Genomic DNA, 15,477 nt, shown 5'->3' on the forward strand with positions numbered 1-15,477 from the left:
CACAGATTGCCTAAATGTCTAACTCCAAACCCTTCATAAATTCGAAGACTTGGCTCCGCATCCAGACCGCCATCGGGGCATTGTCGGAACGCTTGTGCCAGATGCCGATGATCAACGCCGGTTCAATCTCCATTGGAGGTTTGAACACATGCAGCCCGAAGGCCGTGGCTACTTTCTCGGCAAGTTGCGCGGGCACAAGCGCAATCAGATCGCTTTCGCTCACCGCGCGGCAAACGCCGCTGAACACTGGAACTGTCATCGCGACCTGCCGACGTTTACCAACGCGTGTCAGCGCAGCATCACCCATCGCAGCGAGATTTCCCTCAGGAGAGAACAGAACGTGGTGAAGCGCGCAAAAGGTATCCATCGGCATCTGCGATCCGTCCTCAAGCCTCTTGATGCCTGGATTGCCTTTGCGGGCGATAACGTGGAACGGCGAATGGAAAAGCGGTTCTCGATTGACCCAGTCTGGCAGTTCCAAATCGGGGAAAAGCGCAATGTCGGCCTTGCGACGTTCAAGGCTGGCCACGTAGTCGTTCGGAACCAGATCAACGAGCTGAGCCCGCAAATTGGGCGCTGACTTTTGCAAAAGATCACCCAAGGGCGGCATCAGGAGTTCCGCGAAAAAATCACTGGCGGCAATTCGGAAAGTGCCTTCGGCGGTTTGCGGGTCAAATGTCGTCGGCGGGGCCAGCAGGAGCTCCAGGCGTTCGAGCTCCTCGCGCAAACCGGTTTCGATCCCCGCTGCATAATCCGTAGCAACCAATCGGTTCCCCTGCCGGACAAAGAGGGGGTCATCCAAGGCATGGCGCAGACGTGACAATGCGCCAGAGACAGCGGATTGCGACATGGCCAGCCGGTCGGCCGCCTTTACGGTTGAGCCTTCGCGAAAGAGAGCGTCCAACACGCGCAAAAGATTGAGATCGAGTGTAGCGAAATTCACTTGGCCGATACCCTATATCAGAAAATGCGGTTTGCCTGATAGATTGGCCATCTTGTAAAGTAGTGTCAACGAAAGCGCTTTCGTTTCAATCCAAGACTATGGGAGAGAAACGATGAAAGACCTGGACCAAATCGACGGCGCCATCGAATGGCTCGGCGTGCAATACAAGACCATCCTGAGCCCCGAACAGACCGGAGGCGCGATGTCCATTGTGGACAGTTGGTCCCCCGCAGGCAGCGGTCCGCCGCGGCATGTGCATCAGAACGAAGACGAAACCTTTGTGATCGTTACCGGGACCTGCAGGTTCTGGCTGGATGGCGATGAGTTCACCGCCGGTGCGGGCGAAAGCGTGTTCATCCCGCGCGGCAAGGAACATACATTCAAAGTGACCGATGACGGCCCCTGCCGCCATTTCGTGATCCTCACACCCGGAGGGTTTGAGGGTTTCTTTGCCGACATGGCAGCCGGTCAATGCCGCATCCCCGAGGACATGCCTGCTATCGAAGAAAGCGCCAAGCGGCACAACATGGCCTTCACCGGCCCCCCGCTGGATTGATCACATGACCGACAAGCACATCGTTTATCACATCCCCGTCTGCCCCTTTTCACAGCGTCTGGAAATCCTGCTTGCTCTGCGGGGACTCACAGATGCGGTGGAATTCAGGGTCGTGGACATCACCAAGCCGCGCGATCCGGAGTTGCTGGCCAAAACCCGAGGCACCACTGCCTTGCCGGTGCTGGAGACCAGCGACGGGCGCATCCTCAAGGAAAGCCTCGTTATCCTGCGCTATCTTGACGAAGCCTTGCCGGGGGCACCGTTGCGCCGCAGCGACCCGGTCGAACATGCCATTGAGTCGATGCTGATTGCCCGCGAGGGCCCGTTCACGATGGCAGGTTATCTCTTTGTCATGAATCAGGATCTGGCACAGCGGGACGCACATCTAGAAAAGCTTTTGACCCTGTATCGGGACATTGATGATTTCCTGGGGCATCACAGCCCAACCGGTCCATATCTGTTCGAGGATTTTGGTCTGGTTGAGGCCGTCTTCACCCCAATGTTCAAGCGGTTTTGGTTCCTTGACTACTACGAAGGTTTCCAACTTCCCGAAGGCAAGGGCTATGACCGGGTGCGCGCGTGGCATGACGCATGCATGGCGCATCCAGCGACAGAGCAGGTGACCGATGAAGAGATCGTCAAGCTCTACTACGACTATGCGCTTGGGGCAGGAAATGGTGCTTTGCCAGAAGGGCGTAGCGTTTCAAGCTTCACTTTCGAGCCGCATTGGCAATCAAGACCCATGCCCCCAACGGAAAAATATTCGGCAACAGCCACCGACAAAGAGCTCGGCCTTGTCGCCTGAAGTTGATGTTGGAAATCAAAACCGGACATTCATGCTCCACGCAGCATCTGTCAAAGTGGGCTCGACTCGGTCATCCGAGTATTTTGCTCAGATGACGGCTAAGCGCCGTTGAGCGGTCGTTCGGACAAGAAAATCCGAAGTTTCAGCCTCGAATGGCCGCTTAGCGCAAGAGCAGACGCTCGCGGAAAATGGCGCAATGACCGAGTCGCGGACAATGCAGCCATTAGCTGCAACGCAGTTTCGGAGACTTTTCAGGCCTTTTCTCTGCCGATTAGCGGGCTTAAAAGAACTCCTTCCGGGATGCTTTAATAATCTTCGTCCAGCTTGAGAAGCGCCCTTCAAATGGCTTTCCCTAATCATTGCTATGCGGTATTTACACGGTGCTGTTCGATCAGAAGACACCTTCTTGCGAATGCCCAGGCGGTTAAGATTCCTGTCACTGATTTCCTTGCTCTTGGAGGTGCAAAATGACCATATCGCGGCGCTCGTTTCTCAAGGGATCTACGACCGCGATGGTAGGTTCTGCCGCAACTTGGCCCCCATCGCGCGTTCGCGCTGCGCCCCGGAGAACCGATGAGTTCGTCGATTACGATGCTCTCGGTATGGCCGAATTGATCAAGCGCGGTGAGATTACGGCGCGCGAAGCCGTTGAAATCACGATCCGGCGGATAGAGGCTGTGGAGCCTATTGTGAATGCGATAACGACGCGTACCTACGAGCGTGCTTTCGACAAAGCCGGGACGATCTCCGCCGACACAACTTTCGCAGGTATGCCGATCCTGATCAAAGACATGATCGATGTTGGTGGCGTCAGACGGACGGATGGGTCCCGTTTGATGCTCACGAACATTCCGGTCAAGAACGTGATGTATATCGACGGGGTCGAGGCCGCCGGTATGAACATCATCGGTATGACCAATGTCCCGGAATTTGCCCAACTTGGGGTCATCACGAACAACACCGCATTTGGTCTCACTCGGAACCCTTGGGATTTGTCCCTATCAACGCTTGGCTCCAGTGGGGGGGCTGGCGCAGCCGTTGCCGCGGGCATGGTTCCGATGGCACATGGCACCGATGGAGGAGGATCGAACCGCTTACCAGCCTGTGCGCAAGGCCTCTTTGGAATAAAGCCGAGTCGTGCCCGGATGCTTTCTGGCGAAGCGGGTGGAGCGCATGGTCCGGTCAAGACGAACCAAGCCATCAGTCGCACAGTACGCGATAGCGCCGCTCTGTTTGTGCACACCGAAGATCCGAACGGACCTTTTGAAACCATTGGCCTGATCTCAGCTCCATCGACGCGTCGCATTCGTGTTGGCTTTGCAACATCGATCCAAGGTGGCGTGGCTGTCGAGGCCCCAGTCGCTGCGGCGCAAGAGAACACGGCGCAATTGCTGCGCGATCTCGGGCATGAAGTTGTAGAAGCTAAGATCCCAGTTCGTTACGATGAATTTTTCGAGAACTTCAACGGCGCATTTCTGGGACAATTCAGTAAGTTCAATGAGCGCGCTTTGAGTATTTCTGGCAGCGAGGCGGCGGAGTCGGGTCTGCTGGATCCCTTCACGGCATCGCTGATCGCCTATGGTTCTGGAACGCCCGATGATGTTGCCGCAGCGGGCGCCGCGTATCTTGCAACAGTCCCCGGGGCTTATGCCGAGTTGTTCGCAAAGATCGACATTCTGCTCAGTCCGGTGATGCCTTTCTTGTCAATCAAAGCCGACGCCTTGACGCCACAGACCCAAGTCAATGAGTCAGTGCTCGCGTTTTTACAAAACGGATTGTCCTTCACGGCGCCTGTAAACGTGTCAGGCCACTGTGCGATGTCCGTCCCCCTGAATTGGGACCCAGAGAGCGGCTTGCCAATTGGATCTATGTTTCAGGCCGCGACGGGCAATGATGACATGCTTTACGAATTGGCTTTCGAGTTGGAAGCCGCACGGCCTTGGAAAGATCGCTGGGCACCATATTCAACGAAATTTATTCCCATTTAATCCATGCCAAATAAGTGCCTTACAGGATTGTTTGCTTTCGCCCTTTGGGCGGCGCTTGGAAAGGGCGCGCCAGCGCAGGGCACTGATGACCAATCCACGTTTCTTGGCGGGCCAAGCAGTGTCGGCTCGGACTTGCAGGCGGATGGCGCTTCAGACCCAGAGGGGCGTGACGTCCAAACATCGCTCCGCGAGCAATACGGGTTCGACATCGGATTGGACTACGCGATTCTTGGTCAGCAGGCACGCGGCGGACCATCGGCATCCTCTGGTGTTTTCCGTTTATTTGGTCGCTGGACACTGACAGGCCGCGACACAAAGGACACCGGGTCTGTCGTCTGGAAATTCGAAAACCGCACAGCATTCGGGCAATCACCAGCCAACCTCGGTCCAAGGCTTGGATATGCTGGCCTCACGGGGACCAGCTTCACGGATGCCGGTTGGTTTCTTGCACCTCTTTACTGGGAACAGTTCCTGAATCAAGGGAATGCCGGAGTTGTTGTTGGTCGCCTCGACCCACTAGATTTTGTGGATTTGTCTGGCTATTCCGGACAGTGGACACGGTTTCAAAATGCATCACTGCTGGTCAATTCGACAATTGCGTTCCCGGATCTAGGCTTTGGCGCAGGCGCGGGCTTCAAGCTAAACGATAAAACTGTTGTCGGCGTGACTATTCATGACGCAAACGGTGACAGCGGATCGGTAGAGGTCATTCCAGATCGCGCGGAGTTCTTTTCGCAAGCATATGTGAGCTGGAGTCCAGACCGAACGCGCCGATTTGACCGCGCTGTTCACCTCACATTTTGGCACCTTGATGATAAACAGGATGCTGATACAGAGGCGGATTACGGAATGGCCTTTTCGGCCAATTGGTTGCTGGAAACTGGATGGATGCCCTTCATCCGCGCAGGGGTTTCCAAAGGTAGCGTCGCACGAGCTGACCGGGCGATTACCATAGGCAGCCTTTATCGGCCTGACAATCAGGTCGGTGAATTGGGATTGGGCATTGGCTGGGAACGCCTCTCGGATTCAACACTTGGAAGCCAACGGGCTGCAGAGGCATTCTTTCGATGGGATGTTACATACAACGTGCAAGTAACTCCGTCGATTCAAGCTATCTTTGACACACCCTTGTCATCGGGCAACTCAACAGAAGTGGTTTTGGGTCTCAGGACAAGGTTTAGCTTTTAGGTGCGACTGTGCGTTTGCTCATGTTCCCAAGACATCTGTGATCTTCTTGACGCGTACTTAACCTAGCCAAAACCGTTGACCCAGTCAGCCGCGGCATGTCCTCTTCGGGCTCAATTCGGTCATCCGAGTGTTTTTGTCAGATGACCGCTATGCACGGCAAAGCAATCATTGATGCCCACCGATCCGAATTTTCCGCACGGGTGGTCCGCTTCTTGCCGTAGCAGTAATTGTTCGAAAAATGCGCCTGATATGCGAGTCGCACATAGCCATCAATTAACTGAGCATTGTGAAGAGTCCACTCTACCTAATGCATTGTTTCCAGAAGTATTGTCACTAGGGGTATACCCTAAGTGAACCATTTAGAGTGAACACTTTATGCGTTACTTAGGGTCTAATTGGACTTATTGACATTCAGGACCCCATAGTCTAAGACCCTAAGTGACAAAAGGAGCGTGAATTATGGCTGTCTATGGTTATGCAAGAGTGTCGTCACTGTCTCAATCAACTGAGGTTCAGGAAAAACTGCTCAAAGAAGCAGGCTGTTCTGTAATTCGAACCGAAAAGGTTTCGGGAAAATCCAGACAAGGACGGGATGAACTGGCAAACCTGATGGACTTCATATCTGAAGGTGACAAGTTGGTCGTCTGCAAATTGGACAGACTTGGTAGATCAACACGGGACGTTCTTAACCTCGTGCACGAACTGGAAGAAAAAGGTTCATCCCTACGCGTCTTGGAGCCTGAAATCGACACTAGTGGGCCAATGGGCAAAATGATCCTGACAGTCTTGGGGATGGTTGGGGAAATGGAGCTGAACCATCTCAAGGAACGTCAGAAAGCTGGGATCGAAGCCGCAAAAGCCAAAGGTGTTTACAAAGGACGTCCGGTGCGACTCGACCACAAGAAGATCAGAGAGATGGCTGCTGAAGGAATGAAGATATCAGCAATTGCTGGCCAACTCGGCTGCTCAAGGGGGGCTGTATACAAAGTATTGGGGTCGTAGCCTAAGGGAAGGATCGCAGCTGTAAAAACTTTCTCTCTCAGACTGTCGATAGGCCGCAACACAATTTTGATTATCCCCTTGAGAAATTCAGACAACTATAAATTCCAACCCGACTTGGCCTCCAAAAGCAAGAAATTGGCGGGAAATCGCAAGCGGATGACTATGCCTCTGCATATGTCCAAGTTCTGGCGACGAGAGAGTGAAAGATGGGAACCAAGAAAATCTTGCTATCAATTTGTGTATTTTTTGGAATGGCAGTCGGCATCTATTATGCATTGTCACCCTATGAGAAGTGTGTAAGGACCCAGAAAACGCAACTAAGAGCGGAACACGGAAATGTTGACTTCGATGCTCCCGGCGGTCTTGGGATCAGTCCAAACCAACTGGTTAACGCAAGCTGCTCCAAGATGACAAACTGGTAACGACGCGGCATCTGTGATCCTTCCCCTTTGAATTGGTCCGCCCCTGTAGTTAGGAAACGGAGGATCAAAAACGGGAATCAAGCGACAAAAGCCAGAATAGATTGTCACCAAGTTGCAGCAGGTTAAGGGCTAGGGTGGGGACAGTCTGCATAGCACCCCTAAGGCGAATTGTATGAATGGACAGAATTTTTACTTCCAATGGGGAGTGGCGCCTAATTATTCCCCGTGCCCTGTGACTCTGGCAAAAAAGTCGATATCACTGACAGTCGACAAACGTAGTGAATGACGTAGCTAGGTCAGCCAAATCTTCTGGGTTCATCCTATCTTCCGGCATACTTAATTGCGGTTCGACGCCGTTTACGGACAAGAACAACTTGGCTATCCCGCCACGTATGGCAAAGTTCACATTCTGTGGGAAGTCACCGATTACATCCGCCACCGCGACAGCATCTAGCTTTGAGACAACAACACCGACAACCTTGCCATCAGACGATAAAAGTGGACCGCCAGAATTCCCACTCTGGACGGGAGCGGTTATCTGCATCGTCTTTGCGTCACCGCCTAAACCCATCAAAGAAGACACAGACCCTCGCGTAACGTTCATACCACCCAAAAGGCCCGCGTAAGGGTATCCAATTGCGGTAACATCCGAGTTTAGTTTTGCACTATTTGTTGCGAATACAGCCACTTTTTGTCGAGAAGATTTGTCCGTAACTAACAGCGCAAGATCAAATTCTTCTGAAGATGCGACGAGGTCCGCAGGTTGACCGTTAACACGTATCTTTTTACAACCATCAATCACATGAGCATTAGTCAAGACGTGACCATCCTCCGATACTACGAAGCCGCTGCCTGAAGCTGCTCGCCTTGAAGATGATCTTTCTTCGGAATTTACAATATCTTCGCCACGACTGGATGATACACCTTCATCATCAAGCGAATTTGCGTATGCAACGGTCTTTTTGATTGCTGAATATAGATATCCACCGTCACTAGGGATTAATTTGGGAGCGTCGCCAACAGAGATGCTGGCGGCCATAGCGTTAAGTAGCGAAGCATCCCATTTTTCAGCCGCGAGTATTATCGTTGACCAATTTCCAGCGACAAAATCTGAGCGTGTATAAAGGATCGATCCATCCGCTTTTGTTACCGAGGATACTGCAATGTTAGGCTTGCGGACACTGTATGGCGAATTTCGAGAGTTATGTTCTTGCATCGTGAAATCATGGACACCCTGAGTGGAATTTCTATCCATGATCCCAAGTGATATGGCTAAGGTGCTGCGAGAGTGCCGAAAATTTGCAAAGTTTTCGGAACCTGCATCCGTCACGATTGTTTTGAACGGCCACAAAAACGAAAGAGAAAGTGTTGGCACGAAATTAATGTCCCAACCGTCTTTCTCGATGAGTTCAACAAACGAAAAAGCTAGCATTGCCATATGCCAGTCTTCACTCGGCCCACCAAATTCCTGATTAGAATATCGAGACATAGCCCTTTGGCTGATTTTGCCCCAGTCGCCGTCAAGAAGGCCATTGTAATGACCTTCAAAAGCAAGAGCGGCTTGCAAAAAACGCTTGTCAGCCTGGCTTAATTTCCTGCTGTCAAAGTCTGAAAAAATTGTTTCATAGTTCTGAGCATACGCCGTCTGAAAACATCCGGTGCCAGCTACAATAGAAAGAATTATCGCAAAAAATATTGGCCGCAATCTCGTTACCTCCTTCGATGACCTTTTCATATTTTGAGTCTCAAAAAAAGTAGGTCACTGGTTTTGTAATTGTTTACGGCAGTGCGGATTGAGGGCTTTCCAGTGATTTTCAGGTAGCTATTGGACCTGTCGGGCTTTCCAGCCGCCTCAAGTGCTCGTGAATCTGAAAGTGCTGGAACAGCCTGTAGACACGACGAACGCTACTGGAAAGCTGTTCTTCACAATCCTTGGAGCCTTTGGTGAGTTCGAAGCATCAATTCGCGCTGAACGCCAACGTGAAGGCATAGATGCGGCGCTGGCAAAAGGAGAGGACAGTCCTTTCAAAGGTCGACCAGCGACCATCGATGGGCAACAGGTTGCTGAAATGAAGTCCAATGGCATGTCACCTTCTGCCATAGCCAAGCAGTTAGGCATAGCACGGTCGTCGGTCTACCGTTATCTGAATGCGTAGATATCACCTGCTGCGTTGCCTTGATGATAATTGCGTTGCTGTGATCCGTCCTGACAATGACGAAGAAAGCTGCTTAACGCAAAACAGCCGACACTCAGCAAAATCCGGTGAATGACTGCATGGAGCCCAAAGCGGAAATATTTTTTTGCCACACTCGCAGATGCAGCAACGAATGGACTGATGACCCTCGCGTCGGACTAAGCCTCAGTTCGCGCGACGTTTGATTGAGATGATGCAGTCGGCATGTTGGGGATGCAGAGCGGGCAAGTCTCTGCCAAGTACATCAATCGAACCGATATGGCGCAACGCTCCGGAGACTGAAACACGCCTATCAACGAGCGATTTGCGCTGACCGTGGCCACTTGCAACACAATGCCAAGGTTGTCCGCCGTCCGATGCTTCAAATTCTGGTAAATTGTGCTGTTCCTGACGGCCGGGGCTTCTCGTTATGTGTTCTTTTTTGAGTGCGGGAGCCGTTACGGCCGATTGGTGGGACGTTGCCCCCCCCTTTGCGACAGGTTTTTGGGCAGTCGGCCGAGGTTTCGGCCTCGGTACCATAATCGGTTTGGTCTGCGGTGCCTTCGGGGGACTGGATGAAGGCGTTTTTCCGTTGGTCTTGCTTGGGATGAGCGACGGTATCAAGTATGGTGTTCCCTGCGGTGTTTTTGACGGAATAGCTGTTGGTATTTGTGGTGGTATCTGCTGCGGTACCGGAAAGGGGATCGCACCGGTCCCCGTAAAACTGGGTCGTGCAATGGGTTGTACGATGATGGTCGCCGGAACTTTTCCGTAACCCACAAAGGTCTGCTGAGGATTCGGTTTAATTGTCACAACCGGCAGGCCGAATCCGGTAAAGGAAGGTGCAAGCTGTGCGGTGACTGTAGTTACGGGCGATGTCCCCGTGATTACTTGCGGTGGCAGAGGACGCAGCGTGATAGTCGGCTTCCCAGTGCCTGTTATTGTAGGCCCCGGTTGCCCGACTATTGGCGGCACCTGACCAGTACCCGTGATCGTTTGCCCCGGTTGCGGCGTAACCACGATGACCTGAGTAGGTAGCCCACCAGGTGTTTGAGGATTGGTTGGGCCTGTTGCAGGTTTTTGATTGGCAGTTGGCACGCTTGAGGGTGTCTGAGTTGGTTGCGTTGAACCCGAGCTTCCACAATTTGAACCACGGTGCGGATTGCCTACGCCGTTACACCATCCATAGTGATTACCGTTGGCCGAAACCTGTCCGGCTGAAGTTGCGGCAACAAAGGACAGAATTGCGGCGGATACATAACGTTTCATAGGGTCACCAGCTTTTGGAAAGGGCAAGGTAGAAGGCAGGGTCGCCGGAGTCTGTCTCGGGACCGGATGTCGTGGGCACGGCTACGTAGGCCTGTGCGAAGAACCTGTTTTCAAATTCGAGGTCCACACCAATACCCACTGACGAGAGAAAATCGTCATCCGTTTCAGTTGCAGACGGCTCGTTGTTGTCGACATACCCTGCATCGACAAAGGCAAAGGGTCTGTAGCGCCTCACCGTGCTTGATTGAGGAAAGAAATCACGACCTGCCTGAAATACTGCGGAGACGCCGGAATCGCCCTGAACTTCAGCAAAAGTATATCCGCGTTCATCGTCGATACCACCAAGATAGAACTCTTCGATGCCGGGCAAGCGGTCCGTCGTATACTGCCCCCAAATCTCGGCGCGGAAGCTCGAGTTCTCTCCGAACCACGACACGGGCTGTTGGTAGCCTGCACCCGCGCGGAGATGCCAAAAGTCTTCGTCGCCATCGTCAAAACCATCCGCGTCACTGCTGCGTGATCCGAATGCCAGGTTCGTTGCATATTCGAATGCCCCGCCGTTCTGCAAAGCACGCCCGTAAATCCAAGACGCGGCGATCACGTTAACCGTACTTTCAAAGTCCGTGCTGACGCCATCAACATCACTGTCCGAACTTGACCGGCGCGCCTCAAGAATGGCGTATCCATAGGTGTCGATATTGCGAATAACCGGATGGCCGATTGCAAGGATCACAGTATCCCCGTCCAGGTCCGTCTGGCGCAGCGTTCCGGTGGCATCGCGGTCTCCTACAGCGTTGCCCAAATAAACTTCGCCGTAGGTGCCCGAAACACCAATCGGCGCGCGATAGATCACAGAGCCATATAGATCGTTTTCGCCACCGTCGAAGGCTGCGGTGCCGGATAATTCAAAGCGGAACAGGTCGCCGGGCGTGAGCAAGCTGACAAATTCCTGACCGAAGGTCAGTGTTGCCGCATCCCCGAACTCGCGCGCAGGGTTGTCCAGCGTTACATAGCCAGAGCTTGTGTCTTGCTGTTCGGCCACAACACGTACATGTGCAGTGTCCTGCCCGTCGGGATAGTAAATTTCAGCTGAGGCAGCGATGGACTGGATGTCTTCGGTCAGCATCACCGCGCGCTCGAACTCTGCAAGCGTCACCCCTTGTTTGCCTACAACGGGACGGAAAAAACCATTGATGAGATTGAACGTCCTCTGGTCCACGCCTTCAATGGAAACAGAGCCAATTTCGCCTTCATCGACAATAATTGTGCGCCCGTCGCGGCTGACGCGCGCTTCCGCAAGGAAATAACCGTCTTCACGGTAGATCGTCTCAACCGTGCGCGCGATCCCTGCAGCGGTAACGGCACCGGTTCTTTGCAGTTCTAGCTGTGCGGCAAAGCTCAGGATTTCTTCTGCATTGTAAGCGCCGGCACCTTGCAATTCAAAAGTTTGCGTTTGAGCCTGAATTTCTGTGACACCAACTATCGTCAGGATCGTTGCAGTTAATAGGCACACAATCGTATTTGCTGCTTGCAGCTTGTGTCGGACATAATGTTGCAAATGCTCAAACCTCAGCATGTTTTTAGACAAGCATACAACTAAAAACCAAGGCGAAACTATGGCAAATGCTGACCTGCACAGTTTTCATTTTGTTTGATATCAAAACAACACAACCAAAGATCAAAAGCGCTTCTTTAATGCCTGTGCGGCATCAGTATACAAGATGGCCTTCGCGCTCATGATATTTTGCCTTAAATTGTTATCAGCGTAGGTCAGCCATTTCGCGCAAAGGATAAACAAATGTATCGTTCACTCTTAGCACCACTGGTTTTGATAGGGGTCTTGGTAGGTCCTGCATCTTCTCAACCTCTTTTGGAGGAGCCTATGGCTTTCAATCCTTATAGTGAGACTGCAATGGCAATCACGGGACCGATAATCTTGTCTACTAAAAAAATGGTTTTCGAGACCGGCACGTTTCTTGATCTGGAAGCACATAACCTCAGTACTTCAGGCAACTGGGGCGCATCCGGAGAAGTGCCTTTTGCTCAGGTGTTTCGTGTATCAGGGGATGCAGGACCACTGCGGCAAGGAAACACGCTTTGTGGCGATCAGCCGGTGACCTACATGGCGGCCTGGAATGAGAACAACTCCGGATTTAAGCCCTTAGGCATTGCATTGTTTACCGGGCTGGATGCGCCGACGGGTGTCGCCGCCCAAGGTATTTGCGCGACCTATTTCTTCTCGATGGATGCCCTGAACTAATTTGTGAGGCAGATCATCCTATTCGGCTGTATCTGTCATTTACTGATGTCGAAAAGAGTTTGGTTCAGCGATAGGGAATGCTGAAAAACGTGTAGCTGTTCGTCTGGGTGAGCGTTCCCGCTCCTGTCTCCGCCATTAAACTGGACATAGACGCGCTTCCAGTGGGGCAAGCAATAAGATCAGCTGCGTCATCTAGGAACTCGGAGGTGAAGGCGCTTTCACCGACAAGTTGGCACTCATCTGTTGGGCCACGGTATCCACGGACAAAGACAAGCTCGGGATCGGGTTCGCTGATCGCAAGATCTGGTGCAGTCTCGACACAACCCGTCACTAGCGTTGTCATGACCACGGCAAACAGGGTGATAATGAGAGGCTTAAGGATATCAGTCATTACTATTCCCACTTTGCCACCGTGCGGCGCCATATCATTTCGTCCTCGTCCCAAACGCTGGCCACAACGCAGGGGCTTGGGCTGATCCCGCCGCACTGCGAATAGTGCACATTCGCCAAGAGAACCCTGTGGGGACCGATCTGTGCCATATCCCAACCCTGATTGAGCAGTGAGTCGATATTATCGCCAATCAGGAAATGAGAGACACATCCCCCTGTGCCGCAATACATTGAAGGTACAGAAGAGCAGGCAAACCCGGCTTCGTCGAGCACCCAGTCGCTATAGAGATCACCATCAAGATCAACCCTGTGCACGGCTCCGAGTTCGACGGCGAACTGCCCGTTGTCCAAATCCGAACATGCCCGCTGCGCTGCCTCCACTTTTTCAAGTAACTGCGCGGGTAAAGCGGACCAATCCTGGGCATTCGCCGAGACGCCGATGAACGCCACGCCGACGACTGCCAGGAAGACAGCCCGGCTGGCTTTGACATTGGTTTTGCCGACTGACCACACTTTTGCTCTATCCTCCATTCATAAAGCCTGCGTCAACCATTCAACTGCGATGAGGGGCTCGCGCCTGTGTCCGAACCATCCCAAAAGTGCCAACCGCCCGGATGAAAAGGGCGATGGCATTTGTCGCTATTGATGCCCGGAAGGCGGCGCGCCACGGCTGCGTCAGAGGAAGCCTTCGTCTGTCAAAGACATGATGCCTTCGGTCGTTCCATCTCCGTAGGTGATACACTGCCAAGGGGCTGCATCTGGTCCAACGCCGACGATCACTCGGATATTGGCCTCGCGCGCCTCGGACGACAGAACCCTAACTTGACTATTGCCCGTCGCCTGGGCGACTGCTGTCAAACAATCCTGGTTCGCGCGACTTGGAGTTGAGCTTGTGGAGCCGGTATCTTCTACGCAAGCCGTCAGCAAAGTTACCAGGAGCAAGCCTGGAACGAGTTTATGTGCTTTTTTCACGTTGTATGCCTTTCTTGTTCGACGTGTCAGTTGCATTGTTCGTAGGCGTAATCGCCGAATTCTATCCAGTTCCGCCCCCCATCGCTGAAGACGAGAAATTCGGACCGGTCTTCACCGAGGAGCGCGACTTGGAAGCCTGCCGGCGGCTGTGAGTTACCGAAGAAGCTGTACGAGGTCATCGCGCGGATGGTTTCGCCATTGACGGTCACGATCGCATCCCATTGGTCGCCCGGCTGGCCCACGATGGCGTATTCAATAACTCGCTGCACAGCACCGCCGCCGCAATAGACAATGCCTTCAGGCGCTTCCATGGACTGCGACGATGACGCGTCGGAGGTACAGGCCGCGCGTAGCAAGCGCACCGCGGCTCCGGACCCTTTCAGCGTGAAGATGCCATAGGACACATCCTGGTCAATCATCGATAGGTTCAAGACGGCATTCTTTGCGATCTGATCCAGCACGAAATCATAATCTGCTTGGTCGTCGAACCGAACCTCGACAGGATAATTGTCCACGATTGAGATATCCGAATTATCTGATCCCGCTTGGAACGCGCCAACTTCAGATGAGCCGTTCTCCATAAAACGGAATGAGAGGCCTTGCTTGGCGGCTATGTCTTCAGAATCCTCATATCCGGCGGGAGCGAACCGGACCCTGTCGCACTGCAACTCAAGGCTCATGTTGCCGGTCTGGATAAAGGCGTTGGGATTTGGTTGCCCATTGAAACTCCAGTCCGCAGCTGCAGCGGATGACATCATGACCATGAGGATCATAGTGGCAATTAGATGTCTCTTCATAAGTAATCTCCTAGGCAACCAAGCCATATTTCATCATGTCACAGCGAACCCCAGACTGGCCCACATCATCGGTTTATACTACAGGCGGACCATATTCATTCGTACCTTCCTGTGAAGGTCTACTAAGCCACCAGATCATAAAGACTAAAAGTATAAGCTGAAGAACTGCGACGACCATTAACCCAGTGACGCCAAGCAAGGCTGCTGGACCACGCAGCGCTTCAGGGTCGTCCGCGCCTTGTTCAAGAACTGAAAAAACAGCAACGCCGCTGAAAAGCATGATCATCGTTACAATGCTCAATGCCGCGGGCAAAAGCAGATACCAGCCAGGCCTTCCGGTGTCATGCAGCCGACGCCACCCGGCAGCAAGCATGGGTATGGCTACAGCGAGCTGGAAGGTCGGGGTCAAGACTTGCACGCCTTCACCGGTTTCAGGGTTAACACCGAACAGCGAAGTATCGATCACTGCGAAAACAACGCTGACGACAAAGACGAACAGAGCAAACCACCAATACTCGGAGCGTGCCGCCCGCCCTGAAAAAACGAAGTATTTTGCAAGGCAAGTTTTGGTTGCTTCAAAGAAACCCATGTTTGCGTTCTCCCAACATAAGATAACGGGAAATTTCAAACACGTGGAAACAATTTGCAAGCATTTACATCTAATAAACTACCCAGATGCTACACAAGCATCAGGCGGCTTCGTCCGCAACT

16 protein-coding genes are annotated in these 15,477 nt (G+C 52.7%); 8 read left to right on the forward strand and 8 right to left on the reverse strand.

Features of this window, described 5'->3' with window-relative positions; genetic code table 11:
* Window positions 1–10: 10 nt before the first annotated feature.
* Window positions 11–943 carry a LysR family transcriptional regulator gene (locus tag AC2D8V_RS14285; RefSeq protein WP_484734249.1) on the reverse strand — a complete coding sequence of 311 codons (933 nt, stop codon included), beginning with the start codon at window positions 941–943 and terminating at the stop codon, window positions 11–13.
* A gap of 112 nt (window positions 944–1,055) precedes the next feature.
* On the opposite strand from AC2D8V_RS14285, the gene AC2D8V_RS14290 reads away from it, so the two are divergent.
* The 5 genes from AC2D8V_RS14290 (at window position 1,056) to AC2D8V_RS14310 (ending at window position 6,482) form a co-directional block, all read left to right on the forward strand.
* Window positions 1,056–1,499, forward strand: a complete 444-nt coding sequence (locus AC2D8V_RS14290) for a cupin domain-containing protein (RefSeq protein WP_484734250.1) — start codon at window positions 1,056–1,058, stop codon at window positions 1,497–1,499.
* 4 nt (window positions 1,500–1,503) lie between these two features.
* Window positions 1,504–2,304 (forward strand): glutathione S-transferase family protein, encoded by an 801-nt coding sequence (locus AC2D8V_RS14295; protein WP_484734251.1) that lies wholly within the window; start codon window positions 1,504–1,506, stop codon window positions 2,302–2,304.
* Between the two features lie 467 nt (window positions 2,305–2,771).
* Window positions 2,772–4,292: an amidase gene (locus tag AC2D8V_RS14300; RefSeq protein WP_484734252.1), complete on the forward strand. Its 1,521-nt coding sequence runs from the start codon at window positions 2,772–2,774 to the stop codon at window positions 4,290–4,292.
* A gap of 3 nt (window positions 4,293–4,295) precedes the next feature.
* On the forward strand, window positions 4,296–5,480 hold the full coding sequence (locus AC2D8V_RS14305; RefSeq protein ID WP_484734253.1) for a carbohydrate porin: 1,185 nt from the start codon (window positions 4,296–4,298) through the stop codon (window positions 5,478–5,480).
* Between the two features lie 459 nt (window positions 5,481–5,939).
* Window positions 5,940–6,482: a recombinase family protein gene (locus tag AC2D8V_RS14310; protein WP_484734254.1), complete on the forward strand. Its 543-nt coding sequence runs from the start codon at window positions 5,940–5,942 to the stop codon at window positions 6,480–6,482.
* Window positions 6,483–7,160: 678 nt separating this feature from the next.
* Here AC2D8V_RS14310 and AC2D8V_RS14315 read toward each other — a convergent pair.
* On the reverse strand, window positions 7,161–8,609 hold the full coding sequence (locus tag AC2D8V_RS14315) for a S1C family serine protease (RefSeq protein ID WP_484734255.1): 1,449 nt from the start codon (window positions 8,607–8,609) through the stop codon (window positions 7,161–7,163).
* Window positions 8,610–8,760: 151 nt separating this feature from the next.
* On the opposite strand from AC2D8V_RS14315, the gene AC2D8V_RS14320 reads away from it, so the two are divergent.
* Both AC2D8V_RS14320 and AC2D8V_RS14325 read left to right on the forward strand, forming a co-directional pair.
* The gene (locus AC2D8V_RS14320) at window positions 8,761–9,060 is read left to right on the forward strand and encodes a helix-turn-helix domain-containing protein (RefSeq protein WP_484734256.1); all 300 of its coding nucleotides are present in this window, start codon (window positions 8,761–8,763) and stop codon (window positions 9,058–9,060) included.
* A gap of 625 nt (window positions 9,061–9,685) precedes the next feature.
* Window positions 9,686–9,853 carry a hypothetical protein gene (locus tag AC2D8V_RS14325; RefSeq protein WP_484734257.1) on the forward strand — a complete coding sequence of 56 codons (168 nt, stop codon included), beginning with the start codon at window positions 9,686–9,688 and terminating at the stop codon, window positions 9,851–9,853.
* A 498-nt stretch (window positions 9,854–10,351) separates the two neighbouring features.
* Here AC2D8V_RS14325 and AC2D8V_RS14330 read toward each other — a convergent pair whose 3' ends face one another.
* Window positions 10,352–11,860, reverse strand: a complete 1,509-nt coding sequence (locus AC2D8V_RS14330) for a ShlB/FhaC/HecB family hemolysin secretion/activation protein (protein WP_484734258.1) — start codon at window positions 11,858–11,860, stop codon at window positions 10,352–10,354.
* A gap of 285 nt (window positions 11,861–12,145) precedes the next feature.
* On the opposite strand from AC2D8V_RS14330, the gene AC2D8V_RS14335 reads away from it, so the two are divergent.
* Entirely contained in the window at window positions 12,146–12,607 is a 462-nt protein-coding gene (locus AC2D8V_RS14335) for a hypothetical protein (RefSeq protein WP_484734259.1), read from the forward strand.
* Window positions 12,608–12,671: 64 nt separating this feature from the next.
* Here AC2D8V_RS14335 and AC2D8V_RS14340 read toward each other — a convergent pair whose 3' ends face one another.
* The 5 genes from AC2D8V_RS14340 to AC2D8V_RS14360 all read right to left on the reverse strand — a co-directional run bounded on the left by AC2D8V_RS14340 (window position 12,672) and on the right by AC2D8V_RS14360 (window position 15,355).
* On the reverse strand, window positions 12,672–12,998 hold the full coding sequence (locus tag AC2D8V_RS14340) for a hypothetical protein (protein ID WP_484734260.1): 327 nt from the start codon (window positions 12,996–12,998) through the stop codon (window positions 12,672–12,674).
* A 2-nt stretch (window positions 12,999–13,000) separates the two neighbouring features.
* Window positions 13,001–13,528: a hypothetical protein gene (locus tag AC2D8V_RS14345; RefSeq protein WP_484734261.1), complete on the reverse strand. Its 528-nt coding sequence runs from the start codon at window positions 13,526–13,528 to the stop codon at window positions 13,001–13,003.
* Between the two features lie 144 nt (window positions 13,529–13,672).
* On the reverse strand, window positions 13,673–13,855 hold the full coding sequence (locus AC2D8V_RS14350; RefSeq protein ID WP_254694323.1) for a hypothetical protein: 183 nt from the start codon (window positions 13,853–13,855) through the stop codon (window positions 13,673–13,675).
* Between the two features lie 140 nt (window positions 13,856–13,995).
* Entirely contained in the window at window positions 13,996–14,766 is a 771-nt protein-coding gene (locus AC2D8V_RS14355; protein ID WP_484734262.1) for a hypothetical protein, read from the reverse strand.
* Window positions 14,767–14,839: 73 nt separating this feature from the next.
* Window positions 14,840–15,355, reverse strand: coding sequence for a DUF805 domain-containing protein (locus AC2D8V_RS14360; RefSeq protein WP_484734263.1), 516 nt, complete (start codon window positions 15,353–15,355; stop codon window positions 14,840–14,842).
* Between the last annotated feature and the right edge of the window lie 122 nt (window positions 15,356–15,477).

Source organism: Roseobacter sp. YIN89, from assembly GCF_057219365.1.